Origin of the sequence: Hymenobacter algoricola, from assembly GCF_039539525.1 — a bacterium.
GTDB classification, from domain to species: Bacteria; Bacteroidota; Bacteroidia; order Cytophagales; family Hymenobacteraceae; genus Hymenobacter; species Hymenobacter algoricola.
Genome location: NZ_BAABDH010000103.1, coordinates 25,026 through 51,775, shown reverse-complemented (window position 1 = coordinate 51,775; position 26,750 = coordinate 25,026). Strand labels below are relative to the sequence as shown.

Sequence of the window (26,750 nt, the reverse complement as noted above, 5' to 3'; positions counted from 1 at the left end):
TCGGGTTCGGAACCTGTCGGACGGGGCTCCGAACCCCGACTCACCCCTTCGGAAGTCCTACCGTGGGGTTTGAAACCCCGACGTTCTGCTTCCGAACCCCACCCGCCAGGTTCCGAACCTACCCCGGCACCTTCCGAACCTACCCCTATATCCTACAAAGGCAAGGCAGGGGTTTGAAAACCCAAAGAGCCCCGCCCGGCAGTACCGGACGGGGCTCTTTTTTGCCTGTGGCTGGGCGGCGGGGCTACTTCGCTACCGGCAGCCACTTGTTGAGCACGCGCTGCTGCTGCTCGGTAGGGTTGGGCAGCCGCTCGATGCGGTAACGCTGGGCCTGGCCGGCCAGCAGCGGCAGGCTTACCTCCTTCGTCTGGCCGTCGCGGTTTACCAGCAGGGTTACTGTGGCGCCCACCGGCGCCCCCACCAGGGCCTTGTTGGGGTCGTCGGTGACGCGGGTGCCGTTCAGGGCCAGTATTTCGTCGCCCACGCTCAGACCGCCCTGCCAGGCGCTGCCGTCGCGCAGCACGCTGGCCACGGTGTATTTGCCGCCGGCGGGGCTGAAGTTGGCCCCCAGCGTGGCGTCGGTGGTGACGGGGGTGCTGGTCAGCTTGAGGCCGGCGTAGCCCAGGGCCGTGCCATAGTCCAGCGTCTGGATGCCGTACACGTTGTTGCGGAAGAACTCGTCGAAGCGGCGGCCGGCCACTTTGGCTACCGCGTCCTGGTACTCGGCATCGGTGAAGCCCCGGCCCAGTTTCTGGTAGTACTGGGCGTAGAGGTAGCGCATCACGTCGTCGAGGTGCTTCTCGCCGTTGGTGGCCTGAATGATCATCAGGTCCAGCACGGCCCCGATGACTTCGCCCTTGTCGTAGTAGCTGATGCCGGTGTTGGCGGAGTTTTCATTGGGCCGGTAGTACTTGATCCAGGCGTCGAAGCTCGACTCGGCGGCCGACTGCTGCTTGTTGCCCGGGGTGTTTTCTACCCGCCCGATGCTGTTGCTCAGGTCGGCCAAGTACGCGTCCGGGGTCAGGAAGCCCGCGCGCTGCACAATCAGGTTGGAGAAGTACTCGGTGCCGCCCTCGCTCACCCACAGCATGCGGGTGTAGTTTTCCTGGTCGTAGTTGAAGGGCCCCAGCGCTACCGGGCGAATGCGCTTCACGTTCCAGAGGTGAAAATACTCGTGGGCCACCAGCCCCAGAAAGCCTTTCCAGCCCGCTTCCGAGCTGTAGGCGTTGCGCGATACCGACAGCGTGGTGGAAAACAGGTGCTCCAAGCCCCCCGTGCCCCGGTCGATGTTGTGGATGATGAACACGTAGCGGTCCAGCGGATTCTGCCCCACCACCCGGTGGGCTTCCTCGCAGGTTTTCTTCATGTCGCGTAGCAGGCGGGTTTCGTCGTACTGCACGGTGCCGAACATGGCCACAGTGTGGGGCGTGCCGTTTACGTCAAACGTCATCACCTTCTGGTTGCCGATTTCGATGGGCGAGTCGGCCAGCTCGTCGTAGGAAGCAGAGCTAAAGGTGAAGGGGGCCCCGCCCGCGGCGGGCTTCAGGCTGGTACTCACCTGCGCCCAGCCCGGCGCGGGCTGCACGGTCAGCGTGCTGGGCAGCTTTACCTCCCCATCGGGGTACATAAAGACGCTGGTGCCGTTCACGTAGCCGTGGGCCCCGTCGATAAAGCTGGTCCGCACGCTCAGCTCGAAGGCGTACACCTTGTAGCGCACGGTGAAGTCCTTGGCGCCGGGGTGATATACGCGCCAGGTGTTCTTGGCCACTTTTTCGGTGCGCAGGGCCGTGGAGCCGGCCTGGGCCGCGAAGCCTTCCACGTTTTTGGCAAACTCCCGCACCAGGTAGGAACCGGGCGCCCACACGGGCATTTTCACGTCCGTGAACTGCTTGCCAAAGCCCCCGAGGGCCATTTCAACTTCGAAATAGTGGCTTTGCGGGGCCGGCATGGCCAGCGTGTAGCGCAGCGTGGCGGCCAGCACCGGGGTAAACTGGCTCAGCAGCAGTACCACGGCCAGAGCCAGCAGCCGCCGAAAAAAAGAGTGCATCATGTGGGAAAAGGGAAGGAATAAAAAAATCAGAACGGCGGCAGGCGCCACCATCCCGACGGCAAAAGCCGGCCGGGGTTGCAAGATAAGGGCGAAACCCAACCTACCCACCGCTGATGTTACCAGCGCCCGCGCGGCCGGCCGCAGGAACCCGGGTAGCAGCTCCTCCGTTAGGGCAGGACAGCCCCGGCCTTTGGGGCGTTTATCTGCTGATCTATGCGCTACGTCTGGCTTACGTTTATGATCCTGCTTATTGGAATGCTCGCTTTCGTGGGCTGGCAGCGGGTTCACCTCCCGCCCCACCCGAGTGCCGAAGTCACCACGGCCTTTGCCCCCACCCGCCCCGTTTCCGACCCGGCCCCCGACAATCCGCTGGCTGCGCCGGCGCTGGCCGCCGCCGGGCCGCTGCCCCGGGCCGATAGCCTGATTCGCTTTGCCCGGCAGCAGCTGGGCTCGCCCTACACCTACGCCGGCACCACTCCGGGCGGCGGCTTCGACTGCTCCGGCTTTCTGCTGTTCGTCTACGGGCACTTCGGCGTCAGCGTGCCCCACTCCACGGCGCTGCTCATTGCTACCGGCCGCCCCATTGCCCGGGCTGAAGCCCAACCCGGCGACATGGTCGTCTTCACCGGCACGGCTACCACCGCCACTACGCCCGGGCACGCCGGCATTGTCATCTCCGAACCGGGACAGCCGCTGCAGTTCATTCACTCGTCGTCGGCCCGCCGTGAGTCGGGGGTGAAGATCAGCCAGGTGGAAGGCACCGACTACGAGCGGCGCTTTATGGGCATCCGGCGGGTGCTGGGCGAAAACCTGGCGCCGGCCCTGCCGACGGCAGTTCCGGCCGCGGCCACCAAGATTGAGGTAAAGACCAAGGCGGCAGCTACCGGCACCAAGTACAAAGTCTCGGCCCCGGTACGGCGCTAGCCCACCCAAAGGCCGGAAAACAACGATGCCCGGACCGCCTATGCAGAACCTCACAGAGAGGCTGCTGGGCGAACCGGGCATCTAATCCTTCAAATCTTACCAAGCGGCGAGGCTGGGGTGCAGCCCCGTCATCCTTCGTGTAAGACCTTGCCAGAATGCGGGAAACCACCAGATTGAGCTGGTTTCCGCGCGAAAGCTGTTGTTAAGCGCGTCCGGCGGTGAAGCGGACTACATTCGACAGGCTTGGCAGGATTTGTTTGGGACTACTAGACATTTTGTACCTCCTTTCTTTAGATCCGACATACCCCCGCCGGCGCGGCCCAGCATTTTAGGGTTGCTTGGGCGGGGTCGTAGCACTCACTACTGGCTGGTAAAGTTAAAAGGGCCAGGGATGGTTCAAAATTAAAAACGCTTTCCCCCCCCCGTCCAGCGGGCTTTCCCGGCATCCGACTGACAATCAGGTCCTTCATTTTTCACAAAATTCCGGTTTTTAGCTCCTTCCCTATTTCGGCCTCAAACTTGCAACTGGTCCGGCAGCAACCTTGCGGAGGGCCGCGTGGCACTTCCAGAGTTTTCGCTTATCTTTTTCCCGAAAACAACCCTTATTCTCCCCATGAAAAAAACCCTGTTCCTTTGCCTGACCATGCTCCTGGGCTTCTCCGGCCTGGCATCCGCTCAGAAACTCTCTCCCCTCGGCATCTGGACAAACGAGGAGAAGAAAGCAACCTTCGAGATTTATCAGAACGGCAACAAGCTCTACGGCAAGATTGTGTCGCTGACCGTGCCGAACGACCCGGCCACCGGTAAGCCCAAGCTGGACCCGCAAAACCCGGACCCCAAGCTGCGCAGCCGGCCCCGGTTGGGCCTGGTGTTTATGAAAAACTTCGAGAAAGACGAAGAGAACAAGTGGGACGATGGCACCATCTACAACCCCGAAGATGGCAAAACCTACTCCTGCTACATGAAAGTACTCAACGCCAACACCATGGAAGTGAAAGGCTATATCGGCTTCTCGCTCATCGGCAAGTCGCAGACCTGGACCCGGATTAAGTAAGCCCGGCTCCTTGTTCCCCGTTTTCTTAGCGGCGCCCCAAACCGGGGCGCCGCTTTTTTTGTTACCTTCCCACTTCGCCCTGCGGCCTGCCCCAACCCCTTTCTCACTTTCTTTTCTGCTTGAAAACTCTACTGGTCTGTCTGCTGATCTGGCTGCTGGCGCCCTTGGGGCCGCGCTCCCAGTCTCCCGTTCCCACTGGGGTCTGGGCGGATGACAGCGGGGAAACGCACATTGAAATCTACCGCTGCGGGGAGCGGCTCTGCGGGCGGCTAGTATGGCTGCGCGAGCCCCAGGACCCCAACACCGGCTATGCCAAGCTGGACCGGCGCAACCCGGTGGCCGACAAGCGGGCCCGGCCCCTGCAGAACCTGGTAGTGCTGCAGGATCTGCGCTACAATCCGGATGCCGAGCGGTGGGAAGACGGCCAGATTTATGACCCCGGCAGCGGCCGCACCTACTCCTGCTACGTGAGCCTGACCGGCAAAGACCGGCTGGAAGTGAAGGGCTACATCGGATTTTCCCTCATTGGCCGTTCTCACTACTGGGCCCGGGTGCGGTAGCCGCAGTCAGCGCCGCATCAATACGCTACCGGCCTGACGGCTGCCTCTGCCGTTGCAGGAGGCTCTCTGCACAGTCTCGTCAGGCCGCCCCGCCCGACGGGTCCGCCATCCGGGCAGCGGGCAGCGGCGACCTGGCGGAAAATGGGCTAAAAAAGAAAAAATTGGGGACCAGCGGCCGCCCGGGGCTGAAAACTATTTCAGAAAGCTGGTGGTTTCCTTTTAAAGCGGCCTATTCATCTTGTTCGGATTCTTAAAACATATTTTGCCGAAGAACGGCCCCCAGGACGACGCCCAGTGGCGCCATTTGGTCCGTACCCCCGCCCAGACTCTCAGACAGGAGCAGTGGGTCGGGCAGCAGGTGTATCTGAACTGGATGGGGCCCTATTTCAAGGCCTATCATTTTCGCAAAACTGGCGTCGGCGGGCAGGGCCTGCGGGTGCAGCTGCTCGACGAGTGCGGCCGGCAGGGTGCCCTGTTTTTTTTCGACCCCAGCATCGGGCCCGGCAACTTCCGCCACCTGTTCGACTTTGTCCGCGACCGGGTCCTGGCGCTGGGCTATAACCTCTCGACCTCCGACCAGCGCACCCTGCGCCACGACCGGTACACGGAAGTCATCGACAAGCACTTTCTCAAGCCTCAGCCCCAGGACTGCACCCACTCGGGCCGCTGCAACCAGAAGTTCGGCACCATCACGGTGGATATGGTAAGCATAAACGGGCAACCGGGATTCATCCGGTTTTCGGCTAACCCTTACCACGACGCTATTTTCACCCCGGCCCACTCCTTTGATGAGCTTATGGACCGGGTGTTTAACCTGCCCCCGGCCCCGGCCGAAGTGCAGGCCCACATTCTGGAGTATGCTAAATAAGACGTAGCGCCAGTTCCATCAAAAGCAACAAAAAGCCCCGCCAGAATCTGGCGGGGCTTTTTGTTGGGGAAGGCAGTCGGCGCGCTACTCGCGCACGAAGCGCGCCATGCGGGCCGAGCCATCGGCACTGGTCAGGCGCAGGTAGTAGAGGCCGGGCGACAGGGCGTGGGTATCGAGGCGGGGCTGCGCGGCACTGACGGTCTGGCGCGACAGGACGCGGCCGGTGGCATCGGTCACCACGGCCTGAGCGGCCTGGGGGCTCAGGTTCAGCAGCTGCAGCACGTCGCGGCAGGGGTTGGGGTACACGCTCAGGGCCGTGAGGCGGGCAGCCGACTTGGTAGCCAGAATCAGGGAGTTGTCGCGCACCACGCTACCGGCGCCGTTGAGTATCCATTGATCGGGGTCAACCTGAATGCTGGTGACAGTGCCCGTCACCGGCACGGTAAACGAGGATACCAGCTGGCTTTGGCGCAGGCGCACCGTCAGGGCCGGACCGGAGCTGAAGGTGATGCGGTAGTCCAGCTCCGTATCGAAGAAGGGCGTCACGCCCGGGGCCGACACCGACTCGGTATTGCGCAGATACAGGCTGTTGCCGACCTGGTTCCAGCGCACGGCAAACGTGGGGAAGCCTTCACCCGCGTACCACTGCTGGAAGAAATAGGTGAGGGAAGTGCCGGCTTCGGCCTCGAAGATGCGCTGCATGTCGATGGTGCGGGCCGTGCGGCCGGCGAAGGTGGTCTGGTAGGTACGCAAAGCCCGGAAGAACTTCACGTCGTCCTGCAGCAGGTAGCGCAGCATGTGCACGACGGTAGCGCCCTTCTTGTAGGAGTAGCGGTTGCTGAAAATCCGGCCGACGTTGGTCGTATCGACCGCGGGTACCCGGACACTGCCGTTGGGCACCTGCATCGAGGTAGTGTGGGCATTGTCCATCCAGGTGCGGGCCGGGTAGGGCGCAGTGGCCGGAAAAGCATTCAGCGAGATAAACTCACCGTAGGAGGCAAAGCTTTCGTTGAGCCAGATATCCTGCCAGGAGGCGCAGGTCACGTTGTTGCCAAACCACTGGTGGAACAGCTCGTGGGCCGTGAGCGTGAAGCTGAAGCCGTCCTGGGTGGTCATGGTCTGGTGCTCCATGCCGCCGCCGATGGGCGCCATGCTGTGGCCGTACTTTTCGTTGGCAAACGGGTACAGCCCCACCAGATTCGAGAAGTTCTCCAGGAAGCCCGGCGTACGATCAATTTCCTGCTTGTAGAATGTCTTGGCCGCGGCGTTGTACAGATAGTTGACAATGGGAATGGTGGGGCCACCCACGGGATTGGCATAGTTGGTATACTCAATATAAGGCGCCACGGCCACCGAAATCAGGTAGTAGTCGATGGGGTGGCGCGACTTCCACTCGTAGCGGCTGTTGCCGCCGGGCAGGGGCGTCACGCGCTCCAGAATCCCATTGGAACCCACTTTGTTGAAGCTGGAAGTCGTTACCCACACGTCGGATGAGTCGGCCTTGTCGGTCAGAATCTGCTTGCAGGGCCACCACTCGTAGGCGTTGAAGGGCTCACTCAGGCTCCAGGTCACGTTTACGCCGTACGTATTCTGATACCGCGTGTCGAGGGCGTTGCCGATGGCGGCGGAGCTGCCGTTGGGGGCCGTGCCGCGGTAGTAGATCAGGGCATTGAACAGCGCGTTGGCCGGCACGGGCTGGGCCAGACGGGCCGTCACGTTGCCGGCGGAGCGGCGCAGGCCGGGGCTCTTTTGCCCGTTCACCACTACCGAATCAATGATGAAAGTGGAATACAGTTCAAAAGCCAGCGAATCCAGGGCCTGACCCTGTGCCTGGGCCTGCATGCGCACACTGCCGCCGACGGCCCGGGAGTTGTTTTCCAGGGTGATGTTGAGCTTGTAGTACTTCACGTCGTAGCGCTCCATCTTCTGGGCATGGCGCACGGTGGTGGCGGGCTGGCGCTGGGCGGTCGTCTCGTGCATAAGGGCGCAGCTCAGGCCGGCATCCATGAGTACATCCGCCGGTTTGGGTTGGTATTCCGGGCTTTGCGCCCAGGCCGGCGCCGCCAGCAGCACGCTCAGCAACGTGGAAAAGTAAAAACGCTTCATAGGAAAGAGTAAGGGAATAAGGGCGGAAAATGGAGGGGAAGACAATGGTGCCAGCAAGATACGCAGCGCGCCACATAAACTCCCGGCTGCCAAACCCGGTTCCGCAGCAGCTGTTGTATCTTTCGCAAGTACTACAAGGTTTCAACCAGCCTGCTGATGATGGGACATCTACCGATATTTTTTAGGACGGGCCTGATTCTGCTGCTGGTGCTGCTGGCGGCGGCCGGCGCCCGGGCCACCCACATTGTGGGCGGCGAAATGGACTTGCAGCGCGTCGCGGGCAACCAGTACCGCCTTTCGCTGAACCTGTACTTTGATGCCCTCAACGGCAACGCCGGCGCCCTGGATCAGGACCTGACGGCCAGCATCTTCGACAAAACCACCAACCGCCGGATGCAGGACGTGGTGCTGCCGCTGATCGGCAACACGCTGGTAGCCTACTCCAACATTGCCTGCACCGTGCCCAGCCTGAGTACCCGCCGCCTGATCTACAGCCGGCTCATTGAGCTGCCCTCAAACGTGTACACCAACGGCGCCGGCTACTACGCGGCCATTGAGCGGTGCTGCCGCAACAACGGCATCAGCAACATCCAGAACCCCGGCGACGCGGGCCAGACCTTCTACCTGGAGTTTCCGGCCGTAGTGCGCGGCGGCCAGCCTTTCCTCAACTCGACCCCGAAAATATTCCCGCCCCTGAGCGACTACGCCTGCCGGGGGGAGCTGTTTTACTACAGCTTCGCCGGACAGGACGCCGACCAGGACTCCCTGGTGTATGAGCTGGCCACGCCCCTCAACGGCCACGCCACGCCCGGCCTGCCCAAGCCGCCCACGGCCGAGCCGGCGCCCTACGCGCCCATTCAGTGGCAGCCGGGGCTGAATGTGCTGAACCAGATTCCGGGCAACCCGGCGCTGACCATCGACCGGATTAGCGGGCGGCTGCAGGTGCTGCCCCAGCAGCTGGGGCTGTTCGTGTTCGGCATTAAGTGCTCGGAGTACCGCAAGGGCATGAAAATCGGGGAAGTGCGCCGCGACTTTCAGCTGCAGGTGCTCAGCTGCCCGCGCAACACCACGCCCAGCATGAGTATGCTGCTGACCGGCAAAACCCAACCCTACCGCCCCGGCCTCGACACGCTACGCCTCACCACCGGCACCAGCCGCTGCCTCACGCTGCGCTTCACCGACCCCGACCCGACCACCACGCTGAGTCTGTCGCTGAACCCGGTGAACTTTACGGGCGTGCTGCCGACGTTCAGCATCACCAAAGGGCTCGTTCAGACGGCCGGAGCCCCCGATACGCTCATCTCCCGGCTGTGCTTCCCGGCCTGCCTCAACACCCGGGGCAAAGTATTCCTGCTCGACGTCATCGTGTCGGACGACGGCTGCAGCCTGCCCAAGCGCGACACGCTGCGGGTGGCTTTCACCTCCGTCCCCGACCCCAACGGCAACCCCGTCATCAGCAGCACGGCCGGCCCAGCCCGCCCCCTGCGCGCCCGGCCCGGCGACCTGGTCACGTTCACCCTCACCGGCACCGACCCCGACAACGACCCGGTGACGCTGGAAATGACCGGCCGCGGCTTTAGCCCTGCCGCCTTCGGGGCCCAGCTCAGCCAGGCGCCCGTGGGCAGCCAGACCCGCGGCACCTTCACCTGGCGCGTCGACTGCTCGGCGATAAGCAAGCCCGTATTTGAGTTTGAGTTTACGGCCGCCGCCAGTCCCTGCAACGAGCGGCAGGCTACCAGCCTGGTCGTGCCCATCCAGATTGACTACAGCAACCAGCCTCCCGTGCTGACCACCAGCCTGCCCCCCGATTCGGCAGGTTTGCCGCCCCTGATCCGGCGGCGCCTGGGCGAGGTGTACGAGGTTGCGCTGGAGGGCCTCGACGCTGACCCCAACCCGCTGGTGCTGACGGCCACGGGCAAGAGCTTCGACCTGGCGGCGGCCGGCATCACCTTTACGCCCCAGAACGGCACCGGCCGCGCCACGGGCACCTTCCGCTGGACTCCGGACTGCGAGGCCGTGCGCCAGAACGGGCTGGAGGTAACCTTTCGGCTGCAGGAAACCACCTGCCTCGCTCAGCCCCAGATGCGCACCGTGCGCCTGGAGGTTATTCCGCCCGTGGTGCCGCCCTTCATGCCCCCGAACATCTTCACGCCCAACGGTGACGACCTGAACGCCTTCTTCCGCCTGCCCAACCTGCCCCCCGATTTCTGCGACTCGCGCCTGGGCAGCATCAAGGTGTTCAGCCGCTGGGGCAACGAGGTGTACCGCACCACCAACCGGGACTTCAAGTGGGACGGCGGCAACCTGCCGGGCGGCGTGTACTTCTACCTGGTAGAATACACCGACCGGCGCTTTAAGGGAACCGTAACCATTGCCCGCTAGCTGCTGCTAGTAGGGTATGAAAAAGCCCCGGCTACGCGCGTAGCCGGGGCTTTTGCTGCTAAACGGGCTGGCCTTAGTACAGAAACAGAAACAGGCTGAACAGCACCACCCACAGGCCGTCGATGAAGTGCCAGTACAGGGTGAGCATGCGCAGCTGCGTCCGGCGGTAAGGGTTGCGGATGAAGACCAGGCTGCGCACGGCATCGCGCGAGGCGTGCAGGGTGCGCAGCAGCAGGGCCAGCAAAAACACCATGCCGCCCAGCAGGTGCGCCACGTGCAGGGCCGAAATCAGGTACACGTAGGTGCCGCTGGCTTCGCCGGTGAAGAATACGCCCTGGGTCATCAGCTCCCGCCAGCCCAGCACCTGCAGGCCGGCAAAGATGCAGCCCAGCAGCAGCGTAGCCCCGAGGCAGCGCGCCAGGCTCTTTACCTCATCCTGCCGGTACAGGCGCTGGGCCTGGCTGAGCGTGTAGCTGCTGACCAGCAGCACAATGGTGCTCAGGGAAAAGTAGCGCGGAAACGGGTGCAGCCCCGGGCCCTGGCTGCTCAGATGCCGGGTCTGGACGTAGGCCGCCAGCAGAATCACAAACAGCACCGTGACGCCGGCAATGCCCAGGTAAAGCAGCATCAGCAGGGGCGGCACCCGCTCGATGCGGCCGAAGGCGGAAGCGGGCCGCCCGGCCCCTACTTTGTCCTTGCGTTCTTTGTCGGAATTCATCATCGGTGGAGGGGGAGAGAAACGTACTTCTGGCAAACCAATTAGGGAGCCATAAGTTCCGTGCCCGACCACTGCGGCAACCCTGCTGGCTTCCTGGGGACATACGCAAAAAAGCCGCGCCCGGATAGCCAAGATTCCGGTCTTTTCCGACGGCTGACTCAGGAGAAAAAAGACCCGATTTTTCCCAGCACCGCGTTGAGCGTAATCTTGGGGGTACGGCCCGCCCCGAAGGTGACGTAGGTTTTGCCCGCCACCCGCAGATCCAGCACCAGCCCGAGCTGCCGGACCACGTCGTTGATCTGCTGCAGTGGGTCGGAGCCGGGCGCTTTGGGCTTTTTCTCCCCCGCGGGCTTGGGCGGGCCGGCCGTGAGCTTGTCGAGCACGCGCTGGCTCGGAATGTTCACAATCAGGTACGTGCCCGAGCCCGCCAGCTGAATATCGTCGCCGTCGAAGTGGATGACCAGCCGCGCCTCAATGTCGAGGCCGCTAGCCAACGTTGCTCGGGTTGGCAGGCGGCAGTTGGGGAGCAGCCGCAGCGGGCGGGTTGTCGCCGCGGGTGCGGATGCGCACCGAGCCGTTCAGGCGCCAGGTGGCGGGGGCGGCATTCGGATTCTGGGGGTTGGGCACCTGCAGCTCCATCTGGTCGAAGGCACAGGACAGCTCTACGCCGCCCGAGAGCTTAGCCAGGAGCGAGGCGGCCATGTCGGCAAAGTTGTTGGAGGACTGGGAAGAATCAGCCATGAGTGGGGATAGTGAAAGGGGGAGCTAAAAGCAGCGTACCCGGAAAACGTGTCCGGGCCCCGCAAGTTACGCGGCGGACGGCGGGTTGGTGGCAGCCCGCCCCTAAAACCCGTCTGGCAGGGGTTTTGCCTGAGCGCCCCGCGGGCGGCTACTCTTCAGCTTGGCCGGCTAATATCTAATCTGTACGGGCTGCGTATGCGGCTCAACGTACGCTTTTCTCCTTCGCTCGATGAAACTCCCCGCTCTGCTCCTGCTGCCCCTGCTGGCCCTGGCCGCCCAGGCTCAAACCACTCCGCCGGCCCCCGCGCCGGACTCGGCTACGGTCCTGGTCCCGCCGCCCGCCGCGACGCCTAAGAGCGACGCCTGCGCCCATCCGTTCGGCCTCTACGACAACATGGAGCTGGTGTACCGCCTCACCGACAACGACGGCAAGGCGGCTGGCGAGCTGCGCTACCGGGTGGTCCGCCTGGGCGCGGAGCTGAACAAGAAAAAAACCAGGACTACCACCACCGTTTTACTCAAAAGCGGCCTCTACGACCCTAAAAACCGGCTGCTCCAGCAGCAGGATCTCACCTTTCGCTGCTCCCGCGACACGACCTACACCGACGGCCTCACCCAGTTTGATGCGGGCAGCCTGAAGTCGTTCCGCGACCGGCTCTTTGATTTTGCGCCCGTCGGCATTGCCTGGCCCAACCAGCCCACAGTCGGCAGCCAGCTGCCCGGCGGCGGCAGCGTGGTGCAGGTGCGCACCTCGGCCGTCGATATTGCCAAGGTGACGGCCCTGCAGCAGAAGCGCCGCGTGGTCAGCGGCCCGGCCGCCGTGTCGACTCCCGCCGGCACGTTCCAGTGCTACAAGGTGGAGTCGGAGCGCGAGTCGATGACCAAGGCCCGCTCCGACGTGGCCTTCAGCACCAAGATGCGCATCGTCGAGTACTACTCGCCGGCGGTGGGCATCGTCAAAACCGAGGTGTATGGCAAGAACGGCAAGCTGGCCGAAACCCGGACGCTGGCCTCCATTTCCAAGGGCAAGTAGCGGGCTGGGCGAAAATTCGTATTTTCGGCTCTCAACTCACTACTCTCATTCCCATGAGCTTCAAGAATAGTATGCTGGCCACGGCCCTGGCCGCGCTGGGGGCCTGCCAGTCGGCCCCGGCCACCGAAACTACGGCGGCGGCTACGGCTCCCAAAGCTGAAACCGCTGCCATTACCGGCAAAACCTACGGCGCAACCCTCACCGCCGACGGGGCCCTGCCGATGAGTGACCTGAGCAAAGCCCTGGGAAATCAGGATTCGGCGCGGGTGAAGCTGGTGGGCAATGCCACCGGCGTGTGCCAGGCGAAGGGCTGCTGGCTGACCATGGCTACTCCCGACGGCAGCGAAATGCGGGTCCGCTTCAAGGATTACGCCTTCTTCGTCCCCAAGAATATTACCGACAAAACCGTGGTCATCAACGGCTGGGCGCACCGTGAGGTAGTGCCGGTGAGCGACCTGCAGCACTACGCCAAAGACGCCGGCAAATCAGCTCAGGAAATTGCGGCCATCACCAAGCCCGAGGAGCAGCTCAACTTCGAGGCCGACGGCGTGCTGGTGCAGGACTAAGCGCCGGTGGCGGCCCCAACCGCAGGAAAGGCCGCCCGGTGGGCGGCCTTTTTTCGTAGCTCGCAGTCCTGCTCTGGCGCCCCGCTGCGCCCGCGGTCCGGAAGACCTAAACTAAATCCGCGCCGGAAACTTCTCTCCCCGCGTGCCCGCGCTGACGCGCCGCCGGTTATTTTTGCCCCATGCCCGACCCGAATTCCATCCAGCACCGCATCAGTACGCTCACCGCGCACCTGCACCACCTCAACTACCAGTACTACCAGAACGACGTCTCCGAAATCCCGGACCAGGAGTTCGACCAGCTGCTGGCCGAGCTGCAGGCCCTGGAAGAGGATCATCCGGCGCTGGCGTTGGCCAACTCCCCCACCCAGCGCGTGGGCGGCACCATCACCAAGCAGTTTCCGACGGCCCCGCACAAGTACCCGATGCTCAGCCTGGGCAACGCCTATTCGGAGGCGGACCTGCGCGAGTTTGACGAGCGGGTACGCAAGGGCCTGGAGGGCGCCGACTTTGCCTACGTCTGCGAAATGAAGTTCGACGGCGTGGCTATGAGCCTGACCTACGAGCAGGGCCAGCTCACCCAGGGCGTCACGCGCGGCGACGGCACCCGCGGCGACGTGGTGACCAGCAACGTGCGCACCATCAAAAACCTGCCCCTGCACCTGCGCGCCGCCGGCCCCGCCCAGCCCGCCGAGTTTGAGGTGCGCGGCGAAATCTTCCTGCCCCTGCCCGTATTCGACGACCTGAACCGGGAGCGGGAGCAAAACGGCGAGGCCCTGCTGGCCAACCCCCGCAACGCGGCCAGCGGCACGCTCAAGCTCCAGGACTCGGCCGTGGTAGCCGCCCGCCGCCTGCGCTTTTTCGCCTACAGCTTCCTCAGTCCCGGCCGCAACGTGTTTCCCTCGCACAGCGCCGCCCTGGCAGCCCTCAAAGCCTGGGGCCTGCCCGTGTCCGACACCTGGCGGCGCTGCACCAGTCTGGAGCAAGTGCTCGACTTCATTCATACCTGGGAGAAAAAGCGCTTCGAGCTGCCCGTCGCCACGGACGGCATCGTGATTAAAGTCGACGACTTTCAGCAGCAGGAAGTGCTCGGCTTCACGGCCAAAAGCCCGCGCTGGGCCATTGCCTACAAGTACCCGGCGGAAGCGGGCCGCACCCGCCTGAACGACGTGCAGTACCAGGTGGGCCGCACCGGGGCCGTGACGCCGGTGGCCATCCTCACGCCGGTACCGCTGGCGGGCACCATCGTCCGGCGCGCCTCCCTGCACAACGCCAACCAGATTGCCGCCCTCGACCTGCGCCTGGGCGACCTGGTGTTTGTGGAAAAGGGCGGCGAAATAATTCCCAAAATCACCGGCGTAGACCTCACGGCCCGCCCCGCCGACAGCCAGCCCATCCGCTACCCCACCGAGTGCCCGGCCTGCGGCACGCCGCTGCTCCGGCCCGAGGGCGAGGCCCACTTCCGCTGCCCCAACGATACGGCCTGCCCGCCCCAGCTGCGGGCCCGGCTCGAGCACTACGTGTCGCGCAAGGCCCTGAACATCGACGGCTTGGGTGCCGAAACCGTGGGCCGCTTCGCCGAGCTGGGCCTGGTGCGCACGCCCGCCGACATCTACGAGCTGACCGCCGACAAGCTCACCGGCCTGGAGCGCCTGGGCGAAAAATCCATTCAGAACCTGATCAGCGGCATCGAAGCCAGCAAGCAGGTGCCGTTTGAGCGGGTGCTGTTTGGGCTGGGCATCCGCTACGTGGGCGAAACCGTGGCCGAAAAGCTGGCCGTCCACTACCGCACCATCGACGCGTTGCTGGCGGCTTCGGCGCCCGAGCTGGCCGCGGTGCCCGAAGTCGGTGGCGTCATTGCCGAGTCGCTGGCGGCCTGGTCTTCCCAGATTGTTAATCGTGATTTGGTGGAGCGGCTGCGGGCGGCCGGCGTGCAGCTGGCCCTGACGGGCGAAGCCCCGCAGGCCGTGAGCGACCGGCTGGCCGGGCTGACGTTTGTGCTGTCGGGCGTGTTTGAGCAGCACAGCCGCGAGGAGCTGCAGCAGCTGATTGGGCAGCACGGCGGCAAAATCACGGGCTCCATCAGCAAGAAGCTCAGCTACCTCGTGGCCGGCGACAAGATGGGCCCCGCCAAGCGCGAAAAAGCCACCGCGCTTAAGGTGCCCATCATCTCCGAAACCGACCTGCTGGCCATGATTCCCGCCGGGGCGGAATCTAATTCGGCCGATGAGGCTTTAGAAGCAGGCCGTACGGGGGAATCTGAAGCTGCGTCCGAAAGCTTCCCCGCCACGCCCTCCGGCAGCCCGGGCCAGCAGGCTTCGCTGTTTTAAAGTCACAATCCAGCCCGTCATGCTGAGCGCAGCCGAAGCATCTCGTCCGTTGCGTTGAACCACGCTGAAGAAGCAAGCGAGATGCTTCGGCTGCACTCAGTACGACACCCATTTTCGTAGTGCTTCTCTTCCCCTTCCCTATGCTTCGCTCCTTTCTATTCGCTGGTACCGGCCTGCTGGTTTTCGCCCTGTCGACCGCCACTCCGGCGGCGGCCCAGGCCCGGGTGCCGGTAACCGACCTGGCCACCACCCAAAAGCTGGTAAAGCAGCGGCAGGTAGTCGTGCTCGATGTGCGCACCCCGGCCGAATACGCCACCGGCCACCTGCGGCACGCCCAGAACCTGGACTTCAAAGCGCCGGATTTTGCGGCCAAAGCGGCGGCCCTGGACACGACCAGGACCTACGTGCTCTACTGCGCCTCCGGCAACCGCAGCGGCCAGGCGGCCGCCATCCTGCAGGAAAAGGGCTTTCGGAAAGTGGTGAATGCCGGCGCCTTCAAAGAGCTGAAAGCCGCGGGCGTGAAAACGGAGTAGTCCGGAGCTTTTTCGTTCCCAGCTGTCGTTGCGAGCCACGCGAAGGAATCCATTCTGGGCAATGAGTTGAGTCCCCTAAAAGACAAAAGCCCCGGCGTACGCACACGCCGGGGCTTTTTGGTGAATTCAGGTTGGGCCCATTTAAGCGGACGAATTGCTGCGCGGTGCCCGCCAGGACAGGCTAGAAGCTCTGCACGATGCTGTTGTGCAGGGTGCGCGGGCTCCAGTAGCCGCTGGCAATGATGCGGCGGATGGTGAACAGCGGGTCAATCGGGTCGCGCTTCTCGGCCAGGATGAAGGCACCCACGAAGCCGCGCTTTTTCAGCTCGGGAATAGCCTGCTGGTTCCAGAGGCCGAAGGGGTAGGCGAAGTAATTGATTTTCTTGCCCGTGATTTCCTCGAGGGTTTTGGTGGGCTTTTCGATCTGCGTCACCCAGTCCTGGCCCTGGTACTTCTTCACGTTGTGGTGGTCCCAGGTGTGGGAGCCGATGACGTTGCCCTCATCCGAGAGCTGCTTCACCTGCGCCTTGCTCATGTAGTGCGGGCGGCCCAGGCTCACAGTCATGATGAAGTAGACGGCCTTGAAGCCGAGTTTGTCGAGCGTGGGGCGGGCCACGGTAAACTGGTCGAGGTCGGTGTCGTCGAAGGTGAGCATGATGGGCTTGCTCGGCAGCTTGGCCCCGGTGGTGAGGTAGGCGTACACCTGGTCGGGCAGCACGGTGTGGTAGCCCGAGTCGGCCAGCATCTTCATCTGGTTTTTGAAGGCCTGCACCGGCACGATGTAGTCTTTGGCGTTTTTCGAGTCCCGGGCCGTCCAGTCGCGGATCTGGTGGTAGCACAGAATCGGGACCTGCGGGCGGGCCGTGATGGCGGCGGCCCCGGCCATGCGGCCGGCCGGAATGCTGGTCGGGTCCGGGGCGGGCGTGGCGTTGGCCTCGTCGGTAGCAGTGGCGGCCGTGCCCGAGGTGACGGGCGTGCCGGCGGAGTCGGCGGCAATGGCTTCGGTGGTGGCGCTGCCGGCTTTCTCCGAGGAGGTGGCGGGCTTGGTTTCGCAGGCTGTGAGGAGCGTGCTGGCAGCCAGGGCGGTGGCTACGAAAAGCGGGGTACGGAACAAAATAAGGCGGAAATAGGGCCGGCAAGGCGCCAACCGGGTACTTTTGAGAAGGGAAAGACAGGCCGGAGCATCGTGACAGGCAGGCTGTGTACCTTTGCCCCGACGCTTCCGCCTACAAAACAACAGCTTAATTCCCGCATGGACAAACTCCGTGGCACCGGCATTGCCCTCATCACCCCCTTCACCCCGGCTCCCGACCACGCCGTGGACTATCCCGCCCTGCGGCGCCTGCTCGATTTCTGCCTCGACGGCGGCGTGGAGTACCTCGTCATCAACGGCACCACCGGCGAAACCCCGACCACCACGGCCGAGGAAAAAACCGAGATTCTGCGCGTGGTGAAAGAGCACGTGGCCGGCCGCGTGCCGCTCGTGTACGGCATCGGCGGCAACGATACGGCCGGCCTCGAAACCCTGCTGCGCACCACCGACCTGGCCGGCATCGACGCCATCCTGTCGGCTTCACCGGCGTATAACAAGCCCAGCCAGCAGGGTATCATTCAGCACTACCTGCGCCTGGCCGACCTGAGCCCGCTGCCCATCATTCTCTACAACGTGCCCGGCCGCACCAGCTCTAACCTCACGGCCGACACCACGCTGCGCCTGGCCCAGCACCCCAACATCATCGGCATCAAGGAAGCCAGCGGCAACCTGGAGCAGTGCATGGCCATTGCCGCCCGCAAGCCCGCCGACTTCCTGCTCATCAGCGGCGACGATATGCTCACCACCGCGCTGATTTCCTTCGGCGGCGCCGGCGTTATCAGCGTGCTGGGCAACGCCTACCCCCAGCGCATGAGCGACATGGCCCGCGCCGCGCTGGCCGGCGACTTCGCCGCGGCCACCAAGCTGCTGTTCGGGTTTCTGCCGCTGAATCCGCTCATGTATGAGGAAAGCAACCCCGTGGGCGTGAAAGCCGTGCTCGAAGCCCAGGGCCTGTGCTCCGCCGCCGTCCGCCTGCCGCTGCTCGAAGCCACCAGCGGCCTGAAGGAGCGGATTCACCGGGCGATGTAGTCAACCTGTTATTGCGAGTTATTGCCAGGGCTAAGCGGAAGCAATCTGGCCTCTTACAGGTGCATAGCCTATTCCAGCCGAAAGCCCCGACGTCAGCGTGACGTTGGGGCTTTTAGGTGTACCGGGCTGGTTTCATTGCCCAAGACGGATTGCTTCGCGCTGCTCCAGCTTTTTACCAGCCGCTGGCCAGCACGTCGGCCACGTGAAGGGTTTTAATCGGCTTTTTCTCCCGGCGGATGTAGGCGTCCAGGTGCATCAGGCAGCTGGTATCGGTGCTGATGATGAACTCGGCGCCCGTGGCCAGGGCGTGCTCCACTTTCTGCTCGGCCATGGCGACCGAAATGGCTTCGAACTTGACGGCAAAGGTGCCGCCGAAGCCGCAGCAGGTTTCCGTTTCAGCCATTTCCAGCCGCTCCAGGCCCTGCACCGCATCCAGCAGCTGGCGCGGGGCCGCGCGGATGCCGCACTCCCGCAGGGCCGAGCAGGAATCGTGGTAGGTGTACTTGCCGGTGAGCTGCGCCCCGGCAATGCGGCTTACACCCAGCACGTCGACGATAAACTCGGTCATCTCGAAGATGCGGCGCTGCACGCCGTGGTAGCGGCCCTGCTCGGCGCTGCCCTCAAACAGCTCGGCGTAGGAGTTGCGCACCATGCCCACGCACGACGCGGAAGGACTCACGATGTAGCGGCCCTCGGCCGAGGGGAAGTCGTCGAGAAACTTGGTGGCCACCTCGCAGCTTTCGGCCTTGTAGCCGGCGTTGTAGGCCGGCTGCCCGCAGCAGGTCTGGTCACCGTTGTAGTGCACTGCGCAGCCTAGCTTTTCCAGCACCTTAACCATGTTCATGGCGGTGTCGGGAAACAGCTGGTCCACGAAGCAGGGAATGAACAGGTCGACTTGCGGGGTAGGCATGAGGGGGTGGTGTAGTTGGTTAGTGACGTCTGTCATCCTTCGCTCTGCTCAGGATGACAGACGATTTTTCAGATCAATCAGGCTCAGAAGTGGAACACGCCGCCCGCCGCGGCCTGCGCCCGCGCCAACGCGCCCATATCCAGCCCCAGCTCCTCCCCTTGCTCGGCGAAATACGCCACCAGGTTCTCCGTGGCCATGTTGCCGGTCAGCACGTCCGTGGCCATAGGGCAGCCGCCGAAGCCGCCCAGGGCCCCGTCGAAGCGGCGGCAGCCGGCCAGGTAGGCGGCCTGCACCTTCTCGCGCCAGCTGCCGGGCGTGGTGTGCAGGTGGGCGCCGAACTCAATAGCCGGAAACGCCGGAATCAGCTGGCTGAACAGCGGCTCAATCGTGGCCGGCGTGGAGGCCCCGATGGTATCGGACAGCGCCACGATGCCCACGCCCATGTTGGAAAGCGTCCGGGTGAACTCGGCCACGATGTCGGGGCTCCACGGGTCGCCGTAGGGGTTGCCGAAGCCCATCGACAGGTAGGTTACCAGGGTTTTGCCGGTCTTCTCGCACAGGCTCTGCATCCGGGCCAGCTCGGCCAGGGCTTCGATGGTGCTCTTGTTGGTGTTGCGCTGCTGAAAGGTTTCGGACACCGACAGCGGGAAGCCGATAAACTGGATTTCAGGGTGCAGCGCGGCCGTTTCGGCCCCGCGCAGGTTCGCCACGATGGCCAGCAGCCGGGTGTTGGTCCGGCCCAAATCCAGCCCGGCCAGCACCTCGGCCGTGTCGCGGAGCTGCGGAATGGCCTTGGGCGAAACGAAGGAGCCGAAGTCGAGCGTGTCGAAGCCGACGGCCAGCAGCGCCTGGAGGTAGGCCGTTTTGGTAGCTGTCGGGATGAACTCGGTCAGGCCCTGCATGGCGTCGCGGGGGCATTCGATGAGCTTCATGGGCAGGGAGCGTTGGGTGGAACTGGGCCGCAAAGGTAGCGGCTGCCGGGACAACCGCGGCGCCGGCATTTCCTCCCGCCTACTGCACCAACCCGAAGCGGGAGCCCTGCACGTCCAGGATAACAGTGCGGTTGTCGAACGGCTCGTTGCCCAGCATGCCGCCCATGCCCGAAAAGCGCGTCAGCAGGTTTTGCATCAAGCTGGTGCCCTCCATGTAGGTCACCGTCTGCAGCGGCACGGTAGCGGCGCCCAGGTGCAGCGCCTCGCCCGTGGCTACCGTGTGGGCCGTAAGCGTCTTGCCCCAGGAATTGACCGCCGTGACGCGGGGCCGCGCCCCGGGCTGGGCCAGCTGCTGCCAGATACTCTGGCTGGTGAGCAGGGCAAAGGCGCTGGTTCCCGTATCGAACAGCATCTGCTCCTGCTTGCCCCGCACAGTGGCATCAAACAGAATCCGGCGGCTGTTGAAGACCAAGGGCACGAAAGCGGCGCGGGCAGCTAAGTCGGCGGGCACCTGCCGGGTGAGCCGGAACTGCTGGCGGGCGTAGTCGAGCACCAGCACCCGGCCCTCCAGCAGATCGGTACCGAGCGTGCCGATAACAAACGGGGCGGCGCTGTCGGCGGGCAGCTGCTGGGAGCCGCCGCGCAGCAGCGGCAGGCGGCGGACCAGCACCTGCCCGGTGCCCAGGGTGAAGGTTAGGTTGCGCACGGTATCGTTCGGCGCGGCCAGCGCGGCCCGGGTGGCCGGGTAAGCCGCCCGCAGCAGCTCCACCGCCTTGGTGTGCAGCAGCGTGTAAGGCACTCCGGTATCGAACTGCAGGTAGCAGGTGCGGGAACAGCCGGCCAGCCGTACCGGTACCAGCAGGGCCCGGTGGGCAACGACAGGCCGGGCCGTCGAGTCAGCCTGCCAGACGAAGGAGCTGGAGAGGGGCAGCTGACTCACGACGAGCTGATTGGCCGGGGCCTGGAACTTCTTTTTCATGTAGAAGTAGCCGCCCAGGCCGGATACGACGAGGAGAAGGAGGACGGCCAGCAGAATTTTCAGGAGCAGTTTCATAAGGCTAACGATTGGGATGATTGATGGATCAAACTTACCCCGTACGCCCCTTCGCCCGTGCGCCATTTTGCCGCCACTTACCCGCCACTTGGCTTAATCCACTGGCAGTCAGACCATTTTTTACAGCCGCACCGGGTACACGTCCTGCTCTCCCCGCCGCAGCCGCCAGGCCGCGTGCCCGATAACGGCCACGTTTAAGCCGTAGCTCAGGGCAAAAATCACCACGTAGCCGCTACGCCAAACGGTGTGAAAGTAGTGGTTCGACACCAGCTGCCCCAGGGCCAGCAGCAGGTAGGCCGCGGCACACCCGGCCTGCCACAGCACCTGGAACCCCAGCACCCGGCGGCCCACCGCGGCCACGTCGGCGGTAGTATGGCGGCGTCCCCGCCACAGCAGCAGTGGCACGAGGATGTTCAGAAACGGCAGGGCCAGAAAGCTCAGCGCGCTCAGGTTGAGCAGCTGTACGAAGTCCGGATCGGCGCGCAGGGCCGGGGCGACGGGCAGCAGCACCAGCGCCGGCGAAGCGGCGGGCGTCAGGCTGTTGTCGGTCCGGACCACCGGGGACGGCTCCGGCCGGAAGTCTTCCAGGGCCACGCCGAGCGCCGCTGCCAATGCCTGTACCGTGTGGCCGCGCGGCACCGTGTCGCCCTGCTCCACCCGCTGAATGGTGCGCAAACTCACCCCGGACTGCTCGGCCAGCAGCTCCTGGGAATAGCCTTTGCTCTTGCGGATGGTCTGGATGCGGGCAGCAGAAAACATAGCGGGTAAGGTAGAAGCCTAAAAATCGGCTAATAATACGGCTTTCTGCCGGGGCTTACCCGCGGAATATCCGACCTGACCGGCAGCCCGACGTTTGCCTCCGCTCCACTCAAAGGGGTACAAAGCCCGCGCCGCCAAACGAACTACCCACCCCCAAACCGGGTTTATGAGCTTGTATCAATTCCCGTCAATGTCCGCTATCCGCCAGTCCTTCCGCCTTTTTCTGTTATTATTTCTGGTCTCCGCCTGCGGCAAGCAGCAAACGCTGCAGGGCATCTTCCAGAAAAGCACCGCCCACCAGGAATACGCCCGCCGCCTGCGCCAGGCCCACCTCGACGAAACGGCCCTGGGCCGCGACTGGCTGGCCGCTGCCGACCGGGCCCTGCGCGATTCGCTGGTGGTAACCCTGCCCTTCCAGGAAACCGGCTTTTTCCGGGCCGACCGCGCTTCCGCCGCCGCCTACCGCTACGCCGTGCGGGCCGGCGAGCAGGTCAACATCAGCCTTACGCTGGCGCCCGGCACCGATGCCCACGTCTTTCTCGACGCCTACGAGCTGAGCCCCGACCAGACGGCTCCCCGGCCCGTGGCCTCCGCCGATACGGCGGCGCTGTCGTTTAGCTACACGGTAGAAGATGACCGCCAGCACTTGCTGCGGGTGCAGCCCGAGCTGCTGCGCACCGGCCGCTACACCCTGCGGATCCAGCGGGCCCCGTCTTTGGGCTTTCCGGTGAAGGGCAAAAGCGACGCCGCCGCGGGCAGCTTCTGGGGAGCCGACCGGGACAACGGCGCCCGCCGCCACGAGGGCATCGACATCTTCGCCCAGCGTGGCACCCCGGCCGTGGCCGCCGTGCCGGGCCTGATTACCCGCACCGGCGAAACCCCGCTGGGCGGCAAAGTGGTGTGGCTGGCGGATGCCGAGCACGGCCAGCACCTCTACTACGCCCACCTCGACAAGCAGCTGGTGCAGGCCGGGCAGCTGGTCAAAGCCGGCGACACGCTGGGGCTGGTGGGCAACACCGGCAATGCCCGCAGCACCCCGCCCCATCTGCACTTCGGCGTCTACCGCTCGGGCCGCGGGGCCGTCGACCCTTTTCCCTTTGTGCGCCGGGCTGATGCCCTGCCCGCGGCCCCGGCCACCCGGCCCGAGCGACTGGGCCAGTGGGTACGGGTAAAGGACAAGCAGTCGGCGCTGCGGCTGAGCCCGACGGCGAAGGGTGCCCCCGCGGCCCTGCTGGCCCGCCATACACCCTTGTTTGTGGTGGGCAGCCAGGCCAGCTGGTACCGCGTGGAGCAGCCCGATGGCCGCGTGGGCTACGTGGCGGCCAAGGCCGTGGTGCCGGCCGAGCCCCTGCGCCGCGAGTCCCTGCCCGTAGCCACCGATCTGCTGCTGGTGCCCCGGCTTTCGGCTACCCCCGTCGACACGCTCCCGGCGCGTAGCACGGTGGCGGTTCTGGGCGATTTCGGCGGCTTTCGGCTGGTGCGCAGCGGGTCGGGCGTTGTGGGCTGGCTGAGTCCGGCGGCCGCGCCGCGGGGCTAACGGCCGGTATCCAGCGCCGCTTCACCGGCTTACACCTGGCCTTTCGTTCAGCTCGTTGAACGGGAGGCAGTTTACGCTACCAGGCCGGCTGGCACTTCTGGCTGGTTATAGTAAACCCATAAAAAGGCCCCGCCGGAATCCGGCGGGGCCTTTTTATGGGTTTAAAGAAGCGGGCGGGCTATTCGGCCACCACTACGGCTTTCTGCTGTTTTTTATCAAAGGCAATGCGGCGCTCCTTGCCAGCCGCCGTGACGTAGTCGAAGCCCACGGCACGGCTGTCGGCCTGCACTGCCGACCAGGACTGAGCATCCACTTCCCCCGGCTGGCTGGCCGTTTTGGGCACGGCGGGCTGCACAAACCGATCGTCGGCAAAAAAGCTGTTCATGCCGCGCAGAATGGCAATTTCCTTGTCGCGCACGGTAGCGGCCTGCGGGTCATCGAGCTGGCGCTCATCGAGCAGCGCAGTGGCGGGCATCACTTCCTTGCGGAGCGTGTCGCCGGTGCTGCTCAGGATGATGAAGCGAGCCTGCCCGTTCATGATCTTGGGGCCCGTCAGCTGCAGCACGAAGGTATCCTTAGTCTTGGTATTGGAGAAGTAGTGCGAGGCACGCACCGTGTTCAGCACCGTGCGGCCCGACACCCGGGTGGTTTCCGTGGGTGGCGAATATACCCGGTCCGCATTGCGCGAAGTACCGACTTCCCGCTCCGTATTCAGGCAGGAAGTGAGCTGGAGCAACCCGGCGGCGGAAACGGCAAAAAGAACTATTTTTTTCATTGGGGGGTAAGCAACTATCATCTAATCAGTTCGGCAAAGTACAAAACCTCCTGACACCCCGCAAAGTCGGGGCGGAGCCAGCCCCGGAGCGGGCCCGGATTGACAGGCTCGTGTACCGCAAAAATAGCCCCAAGGTTGCCGGAAACGGCCCAAATATTCCGGTAGTAGCATGTTGCCACCGCTCCAGTCTGATCCGGGCTCTGCTGCGGCCGCGTCTTACAGCCAGCTCAGCTCCAGTCCCAGCAGCCAGCGGGGCAGCTCCGGGTAGCGGGCCTGGTAAGCGGGCCGAAACACGTTGGAAAGACGGTAGCGCCCTGCCAGGGCGTAGCGCCCCGAGCCCAGCCGCAGGCCCGTGCCGTAGCTCCAGCGGTTTACGTAGGCCAGGCCGCGCTGCGCCGTCTGTATCTTCCGGCTGCCGGCGGCCGGGCTGTCTTCGGTATGATGGACGGAGCCCAGCACCCAGCCACCCCAGCCCACTACATCCACGTAGCGGCCGATGGCGTTGCCGCGGCGGCCGTAGCTGAGCCGCAGCAGGGCCTCGCTCTGCAGCTGGGGCAAAGCCAGGTATTCGCGGCGGTGCAGCACCGGGTCGGGCAGCACTTTCGTGCTGGTTTGCGCCAGATGGTACACCGGCCGGGCGTAGCGTCCATCCAGCCCCAGGGCCAGGCGCTGGTTCAGGCGCCACTTGTTGCGCAGCCCCAGCTGCACCTCGGCCGAGGAGCCGTAGCGCAGCTCCGCCCCTTCCCGGCTGGAGCGCCCGGCCACCAGGCCGTAGCCGAAGTACACGTGGCTGAAGTAGGCCCGGTTGGGACCAAAGGTGGGACGGATGGTATCGGCGGCCACGTTTTCGCGCAGCAGCACACGCTGGGCCCGGGCCCGGGGCGGCGCCAGGCTTAGCAGGACGGCCAGCAGCAGGTAGTAGCGGCTTTTCATGGCGCAGAATAGCTTTGGGTGAAGCCCCGGTACCGCACCCGCAGCGTGTCGCCGGGGCGCAGGCGGCGGCGCGGCACCTGCAGCACGGCCCGCTGCGTCACCTCGCGCACCTCGTAGAACCGAAGCACGTTGCGGCGGTCGGCAATGTGCCAGTAGAGGTAGTCGGGGTGCAGGGGCAGCGGCGCCTCCTCGGCCGCGACGGGCAGCGCGGCCCGGGTGGCATCGTTGGGCAGCGGCCGGGGCGTTTCGCGGCCCACGGCCGGGATTTTCCCGGGCTTATCGGCCACGAGCACCTGCACTGAGTCGGTGTAGAGCGGCAGGGTGCGGGCCGGTACCAGGGCTGCCTCCGGCCGGATTATCACGGCCAGCAGGCTGTCGTTGGGCAAAATATCGACCGTGGGTGCCGCGGCAGGTGCGGGGCCCTGGGTGAAAAAGCGGGCCTGGGGCGTGCCGTAGCCGTGGGCGTAGTCGAAGTACGGGTACAGGTCGGCCGACTGCTGAATTTTGGCAAACACCTGCATGGCCGACAGACCCCGCTCCTGCTGCCAGACGCAGGCGGCGAAGCCCGCCGTGAGCGGACTGGCAAAGGAAGTACCCTGCACCACGGAATAGCCGCCCGGCGCGGCGGCCAGCACCGAGCCGAAGGCTACCACGTTGGGCTTCAGCCGCCGGTCGGCGCTGGGGCCGTAGCTGCTGAAGTCGCTGTGCAGGTAAGTATCCGGGTTGAGGCCGCCCACGGCCAGCACCGAATCCGCATCGGCCGGGGAGCCCAGGGTGTGCCACTGGTCGTCGTCGCCATCATTGCCGGCGGCATTCACCACCAGCATGCCTTTGCGCACGGCCAGCGCGGCGGCGCGGGCAATCAGGCTGGTGCGCCCGTCCATCTGCTCGGGAAAGTAGCGGCGGTCGGTATAGCCCAGGGAAGAGTTGATGATGTCGGCCCCGTTGCGGTCGGCCCACTCGGCGGCGGCCAGCCAGGCTTCCTCCTCGGCATACAGCTCCCGCAGGGCCCGTTCGGTGCGGGCCAGCAGAAACTCGGCCTGGGGTGCCAGCCCCAGCGGCGTGCCGTCGGGCAGGCGCCCGGCCAGGCACGAGAGCACCTCGGTGCCGTGGTTGCCGCCCACAAATACGTTGGGCTGGTCACGGACAAAGTCGTGGGTGAGCACCACGCGCTTGTCGCGGAACAGCTGCTGAAAGGCCTCGTGCTTGTCGGCGCCGGAAAAGCCCACGTCAAAAATGGCGATGCGCAGCCCCTTTCCATCCAGGCCGGCCCGGCGAAAGGCGCCGCCGCCCAGGCTGCTGACCTGCTGCCGAGCCAGCTGCCGGTCGGCGGCAGAAAGCTCGGTTTTGCCTTCTTGCACGGCTTTGCTAGTAGCGGCGGGCATCATGGTAACCGCGGGGCGCAGCAGCACCTGCCGCACGCCGGGCAGCCGGCGCAGCTGGGCCGCCTGGCCCGGCGTGGCCCGGCAGGCCACGGCGTTGAACCAGCGGCTGACCAGGGTTACCGAGTCGGCCGCGGCCTGGATCTGGCGAACGTAATCGGGGCGCACGGGCAAGTCGGTGCTGTCGTGGGTAGGCAGGTGCTGACGCCGGCGCCGGGCCCGGGCGGGCGGGCTGAAATAGCGGGGGGCATCGAGCTGCATGCCGGCTTTGTCGCGCAGCAGCACCCAGTAGGCGGCGGGCGGCGCCTGCTGGGCCGAAACCGCCAAGGGCAGCAATGCACCGCAGACTGCACCAGCGCCAAATGCAAACAGCCGGCGCCAAACGGACACCCGGCCCCAGGCAGAGAGCAGCAGCGCGGGCAGAAAACGAAATACAGCCATAAGGGGCGCAAGGTACGACGCGCGAGGTGCGCTGGAAAAAGCT

24 protein-coding genes are annotated in these 26,750 nt (G+C 64.8%); 11 read left to right on the top strand and 13 right to left on the bottom strand.

What is annotated here, in order from left to right; genetic code table 11:
• Positions 1–244: 244 nt before the first annotated feature.
• Positions 245–2,050, bottom strand: coding sequence for a M61 family metallopeptidase (locus tag ABD842_RS16155; protein WP_345116205.1), 1,806 nt, complete (start codon positions 2,048–2,050; stop codon positions 245–247).
• A 213-nt stretch (positions 2,051–2,263) separates the two neighbouring features.
• On the opposite strand from ABD842_RS16155, the gene ABD842_RS16150 reads away from it, so the two are divergent.
• The 4 genes from ABD842_RS16150 to ABD842_RS16135 all read left to right on the top strand — a co-directional run bounded on the left by ABD842_RS16150 (position 2,264) and on the right by ABD842_RS16135 (position 5,456).
• Positions 2,264–2,974, top strand: a complete 711-nt coding sequence (locus ABD842_RS16150; protein WP_345116202.1) for a C40 family peptidase — start codon at positions 2,264–2,266, stop codon at positions 2,972–2,974.
• A 613-nt stretch (positions 2,975–3,587) separates the two neighbouring features.
• Positions 3,588–4,028, top strand: coding sequence for a DUF2147 domain-containing protein (locus ABD842_RS16145; RefSeq protein ID WP_345116199.1), 441 nt, complete (start codon positions 3,588–3,590; stop codon positions 4,026–4,028).
• Positions 4,029–4,147: 119 nt separating this feature from the next.
• Complete coding sequence (locus tag ABD842_RS16140) at positions 4,148–4,588, top strand: DUF2147 domain-containing protein (RefSeq protein ID WP_345116197.1); 441 nt, start codon at positions 4,148–4,150, stop codon at positions 4,586–4,588.
• A 262-nt stretch (positions 4,589–4,850) separates the two neighbouring features.
• Positions 4,851–5,456, top strand: coding sequence for a hypothetical protein (locus ABD842_RS16135; RefSeq protein WP_345116194.1), 606 nt, complete (start codon positions 4,851–4,853; stop codon positions 5,454–5,456).
• An 84-nt stretch (positions 5,457–5,540) separates the two neighbouring features.
• Here ABD842_RS16135 and ABD842_RS16130 read toward each other — a convergent pair whose 3' ends face one another.
• Positions 5,541–7,562: a M1 family metallopeptidase gene (locus ABD842_RS16130; RefSeq protein WP_345116191.1), complete on the bottom strand. Its 2,022-nt coding sequence runs from the start codon at positions 7,560–7,562 to the stop codon at positions 5,541–5,543.
• A gap of 156 nt (positions 7,563–7,718) precedes the next feature.
• On the opposite strand from ABD842_RS16130, the gene ABD842_RS16125 reads away from it, so the two are divergent.
• Positions 7,719–9,944 (top strand): T9SS type B sorting domain-containing protein, encoded by a 2,226-nt coding sequence (locus tag ABD842_RS16125; RefSeq protein ID WP_345116189.1) that lies wholly within the window; start codon positions 7,719–7,721, stop codon positions 9,942–9,944.
• Between the two features lie 73 nt (positions 9,945–10,017).
• Here the strand turns inward: ABD842_RS16125 and ABD842_RS16120 are convergent, their stop codons facing one another.
• The 3 genes from ABD842_RS16120 to ABD842_RS16110 all read right to left on the bottom strand — a co-directional run bounded on the left by ABD842_RS16120 (position 10,018) and on the right by ABD842_RS16110 (position 11,403).
• Positions 10,018–10,665, bottom strand: a complete 648-nt coding sequence (locus ABD842_RS16120) for a cytochrome c oxidase subunit 3 (protein WP_345116187.1) — start codon at positions 10,663–10,665, stop codon at positions 10,018–10,020.
• 155 nt (positions 10,666–10,820) lie between these two features.
• Positions 10,821–11,156 carry a hypothetical protein gene (locus tag ABD842_RS16115; protein WP_345116184.1) on the bottom strand — a complete coding sequence of 112 codons (336 nt, stop codon included), beginning with the start codon at positions 11,154–11,156 and terminating at the stop codon, positions 10,821–10,823.
• Complete coding sequence (locus ABD842_RS16110; RefSeq protein ID WP_345116182.1) at positions 11,149–11,403, bottom strand: hypothetical protein; 255 nt, start codon at positions 11,401–11,403, stop codon at positions 11,149–11,151. Before ABD842_RS16110 ends, ABD842_RS16115 begins: the two co-directional genes overlap by 8 nt.
• A gap of 229 nt (positions 11,404–11,632) precedes the next feature.
• Here ABD842_RS16110 and ABD842_RS16105 point away from each other — a divergent pair, with 229 nt between their 5' ends.
• From ABD842_RS16105 to ABD842_RS16090, 4 genes are all read left to right on the top strand, one after another.
• Positions 11,633–12,436, top strand: a complete 804-nt coding sequence (locus ABD842_RS16105; RefSeq protein ID WP_345116179.1) for a TapB family protein — start codon at positions 11,633–11,635, stop codon at positions 12,434–12,436.
• A 53-nt stretch (positions 12,437–12,489) separates the two neighbouring features.
• Complete coding sequence (locus tag ABD842_RS16100) at positions 12,490–13,002, top strand: DUF4920 domain-containing protein (RefSeq protein WP_345116176.1); 513 nt, start codon at positions 12,490–12,492, stop codon at positions 13,000–13,002.
• Between the two features lie 179 nt (positions 13,003–13,181).
• A complete protein-coding gene (gene ligA / locus ABD842_RS16095) occupies positions 13,182–15,329 on the top strand; it encodes an NAD-dependent DNA ligase LigA (RefSeq protein ID WP_345116173.1) in 2,148 nt (715 codons plus the stop codon).
• 140 nt (positions 15,330–15,469) lie between these two features.
• Positions 15,470–15,862 carry a rhodanese-like domain-containing protein gene (locus tag ABD842_RS16090; protein ID WP_345116170.1) on the top strand — a complete coding sequence of 131 codons (393 nt, stop codon included), beginning with the start codon at positions 15,470–15,472 and terminating at the stop codon, positions 15,860–15,862.
• Positions 15,863–16,043: 181 nt separating this feature from the next.
• Here the strand turns inward: ABD842_RS16090 and ABD842_RS16085 are convergent, their stop codons facing one another.
• Complete coding sequence (locus ABD842_RS16085; protein ID WP_345116168.1) at positions 16,044–16,976, bottom strand: polysaccharide deacetylase family protein; 933 nt, start codon at positions 16,974–16,976, stop codon at positions 16,044–16,046.
• A 138-nt stretch (positions 16,977–17,114) separates the two neighbouring features.
• On the opposite strand from ABD842_RS16085, the gene dapA reads away from it, so the two are divergent.
• On the top strand, positions 17,115–17,984 hold the full coding sequence (dapA, locus tag ABD842_RS16080) for a 4-hydroxy-tetrahydrodipicolinate synthase (RefSeq protein WP_345116166.1): 870 nt from the start codon (positions 17,115–17,117) through the stop codon (positions 17,982–17,984).
• Positions 17,985–18,156: 172 nt separating this feature from the next.
• On the opposite strand, the gene ABD842_RS16075 is transcribed toward dapA, so the two are convergent.
• From ABD842_RS16075 to ABD842_RS16060, 4 genes are all read right to left on the bottom strand, one after another.
• On the bottom strand, positions 18,157–18,894 hold the full coding sequence (locus ABD842_RS16075) for a (Fe-S)-binding protein (protein WP_345116163.1): 738 nt from the start codon (positions 18,892–18,894) through the stop codon (positions 18,157–18,159).
• Between the two features lie 83 nt (positions 18,895–18,977).
• Positions 18,978–19,826: a hydroxymethylglutaryl-CoA lyase gene (locus ABD842_RS16070; RefSeq protein WP_345116160.1), complete on the bottom strand. Its 849-nt coding sequence runs from the start codon at positions 19,824–19,826 to the stop codon at positions 18,978–18,980.
• A 79-nt stretch (positions 19,827–19,905) separates the two neighbouring features.
• Positions 19,906–20,880 (bottom strand): hypothetical protein, encoded by a 975-nt coding sequence (locus tag ABD842_RS16065; protein ID WP_345116157.1) that lies wholly within the window; start codon positions 20,878–20,880, stop codon positions 19,906–19,908.
• 120 nt (positions 20,881–21,000) lie between these two features.
• The gene (locus tag ABD842_RS16060) at positions 21,001–21,639 is read right to left on the bottom strand and encodes a helix-turn-helix domain-containing protein (RefSeq protein WP_345116155.1); all 639 of its coding nucleotides are present in this window, start codon (positions 21,637–21,639) and stop codon (positions 21,001–21,003) included.
• A 190-nt stretch (positions 21,640–21,829) separates the two neighbouring features.
• Here ABD842_RS16060 and ABD842_RS16055 point away from each other — a divergent pair, with 190 nt between their 5' ends.
• On the top strand, positions 21,830–23,176 hold the full coding sequence (locus tag ABD842_RS16055; protein WP_345116152.1) for a peptidoglycan DD-metalloendopeptidase family protein: 1,347 nt from the start codon (positions 21,830–21,832) through the stop codon (positions 23,174–23,176).
• 178 nt (positions 23,177–23,354) lie between these two features.
• Here ABD842_RS16055 and ABD842_RS16050 read toward each other — a convergent pair whose 3' ends face one another.
• From ABD842_RS16050 to ABD842_RS16040, 3 genes are all read right to left on the bottom strand, one after another.
• The gene (locus ABD842_RS16050) at positions 23,355–23,951 is read right to left on the bottom strand and encodes a hypothetical protein (RefSeq protein ID WP_345116150.1); all 597 of its coding nucleotides are present in this window, start codon (positions 23,949–23,951) and stop codon (positions 23,355–23,357) included.
• Between the two features lie 216 nt (positions 23,952–24,167).
• Positions 24,168–24,884: a hypothetical protein gene (locus ABD842_RS16045; protein WP_345116148.1), complete on the bottom strand. Its 717-nt coding sequence runs from the start codon at positions 24,882–24,884 to the stop codon at positions 24,168–24,170.
• Entirely contained in the window at positions 24,881–26,707 is a 1,827-nt protein-coding gene (locus ABD842_RS16040; protein ID WP_345116145.1) for a S8 family serine peptidase, read from the bottom strand. Before ABD842_RS16040 ends, ABD842_RS16045 begins: the two co-directional genes overlap by 4 nt.
• Between the last annotated feature and the right edge of the window lie 43 nt (positions 26,708–26,750).

Bases quoted from the DNA above. Each gene is read 5' to 3' on its own strand.
- ABD842_RS16075 (WP_345116163.1), bottom strand. From the start codon at position 18,894: ATGCCTACCCCGCAAGTCGACCTGTTCATTCCCTGCTTCGTGGACCAG.
- dapA (WP_345116166.1), top strand. From the start codon at position 17,115: ATGGACAAACTCCGTGGCACCGGCATTGCCCTCATCACCCCCTTCACC.
- ABD842_RS16050 (WP_345116150.1), bottom strand. From the start codon at position 23,951: ATGAAAAAAATAGTTCTTTTTGCCGTTTCCGCCGCCGGGTTGCTCCAG.
- ABD842_RS16110 (WP_345116182.1), bottom strand. From the start codon at position 11,403: ATGGCTGATTCTTCCCAGTCCTCCAACAACTTTGCCGACATGGCCGCC.
- ABD842_RS16090 (WP_345116170.1), top strand. From the start codon at position 15,470: ATGCTTCGCTCCTTTCTATTCGCTGGTACCGGCCTGCTGGTTTTCGCC.
- ABD842_RS16065 (WP_345116157.1), bottom strand. From the start codon at position 20,880: ATGAAACTGCTCCTGAAAATTCTGCTGGCCGTCCTCCTTCTCCTCGTC.
- ABD842_RS16055 (WP_345116152.1), top strand. From the start codon at position 21,830: ATGTCCGCTATCCGCCAGTCCTTCCGCCTTTTTCTGTTATTATTTCTG.
- ABD842_RS16125 (WP_345116189.1), top strand. From the start codon at position 7,719: ATGATGGGACATCTACCGATATTTTTTAGGACGGGCCTGATTCTGCTG.
- ABD842_RS16060 (WP_345116155.1), bottom strand. From the start codon at position 21,639: ATGTTTTCTGCTGCCCGCATCCAGACCATCCGCAAGAGCAAAGGCTAT.
- ABD842_RS16070 (WP_345116160.1), bottom strand. From the start codon at position 19,826: ATGAAGCTCATCGAATGCCCCCGCGACGCCATGCAGGGCCTGACCGAG.
- ABD842_RS16040 (WP_345116145.1), bottom strand. From the start codon at position 26,707: ATGGCTGTATTTCGTTTTCTGCCCGCGCTGCTGCTCTCTGCCTGGGGC.
- ABD842_RS16130 (WP_345116191.1), bottom strand. From the start codon at position 7,562: ATGAAGCGTTTTTACTTTTCCACGTTGCTGAGCGTGCTGCTGGCGGCG.
- ABD842_RS16145 (WP_345116199.1), top strand. From the start codon at position 3,588: ATGAAAAAAACCCTGTTCCTTTGCCTGACCATGCTCCTGGGCTTCTCC.
- ABD842_RS16045 (WP_345116148.1), bottom strand. From the start codon at position 24,884: ATGAAAAGCCGCTACTACCTGCTGCTGGCCGTCCTGCTAAGCCTGGCG.
- ABD842_RS16155 (WP_345116205.1), bottom strand. From the start codon at position 2,050: ATGATGCACTCTTTTTTTCGGCGGCTGCTGGCTCTGGCCGTGGTACTG.
- ABD842_RS16120 (WP_345116187.1), bottom strand. From the start codon at position 10,665: ATGATGAATTCCGACAAAGAACGCAAGGACAAAGTAGGGGCCGGGCGG.
- ABD842_RS16100 (WP_345116176.1), top strand. From the start codon at position 12,490: ATGAGCTTCAAGAATAGTATGCTGGCCACGGCCCTGGCCGCGCTGGGG.
- ABD842_RS16150 (WP_345116202.1), top strand. From the start codon at position 2,264: ATGCGCTACGTCTGGCTTACGTTTATGATCCTGCTTATTGGAATGCTC.
- ABD842_RS16105 (WP_345116179.1), top strand. From the start codon at position 11,633: ATGAAACTCCCCGCTCTGCTCCTGCTGCCCCTGCTGGCCCTGGCCGCC.
- ligA (WP_345116173.1), top strand. From the start codon at position 13,182: ATGCCCGACCCGAATTCCATCCAGCACCGCATCAGTACGCTCACCGCG.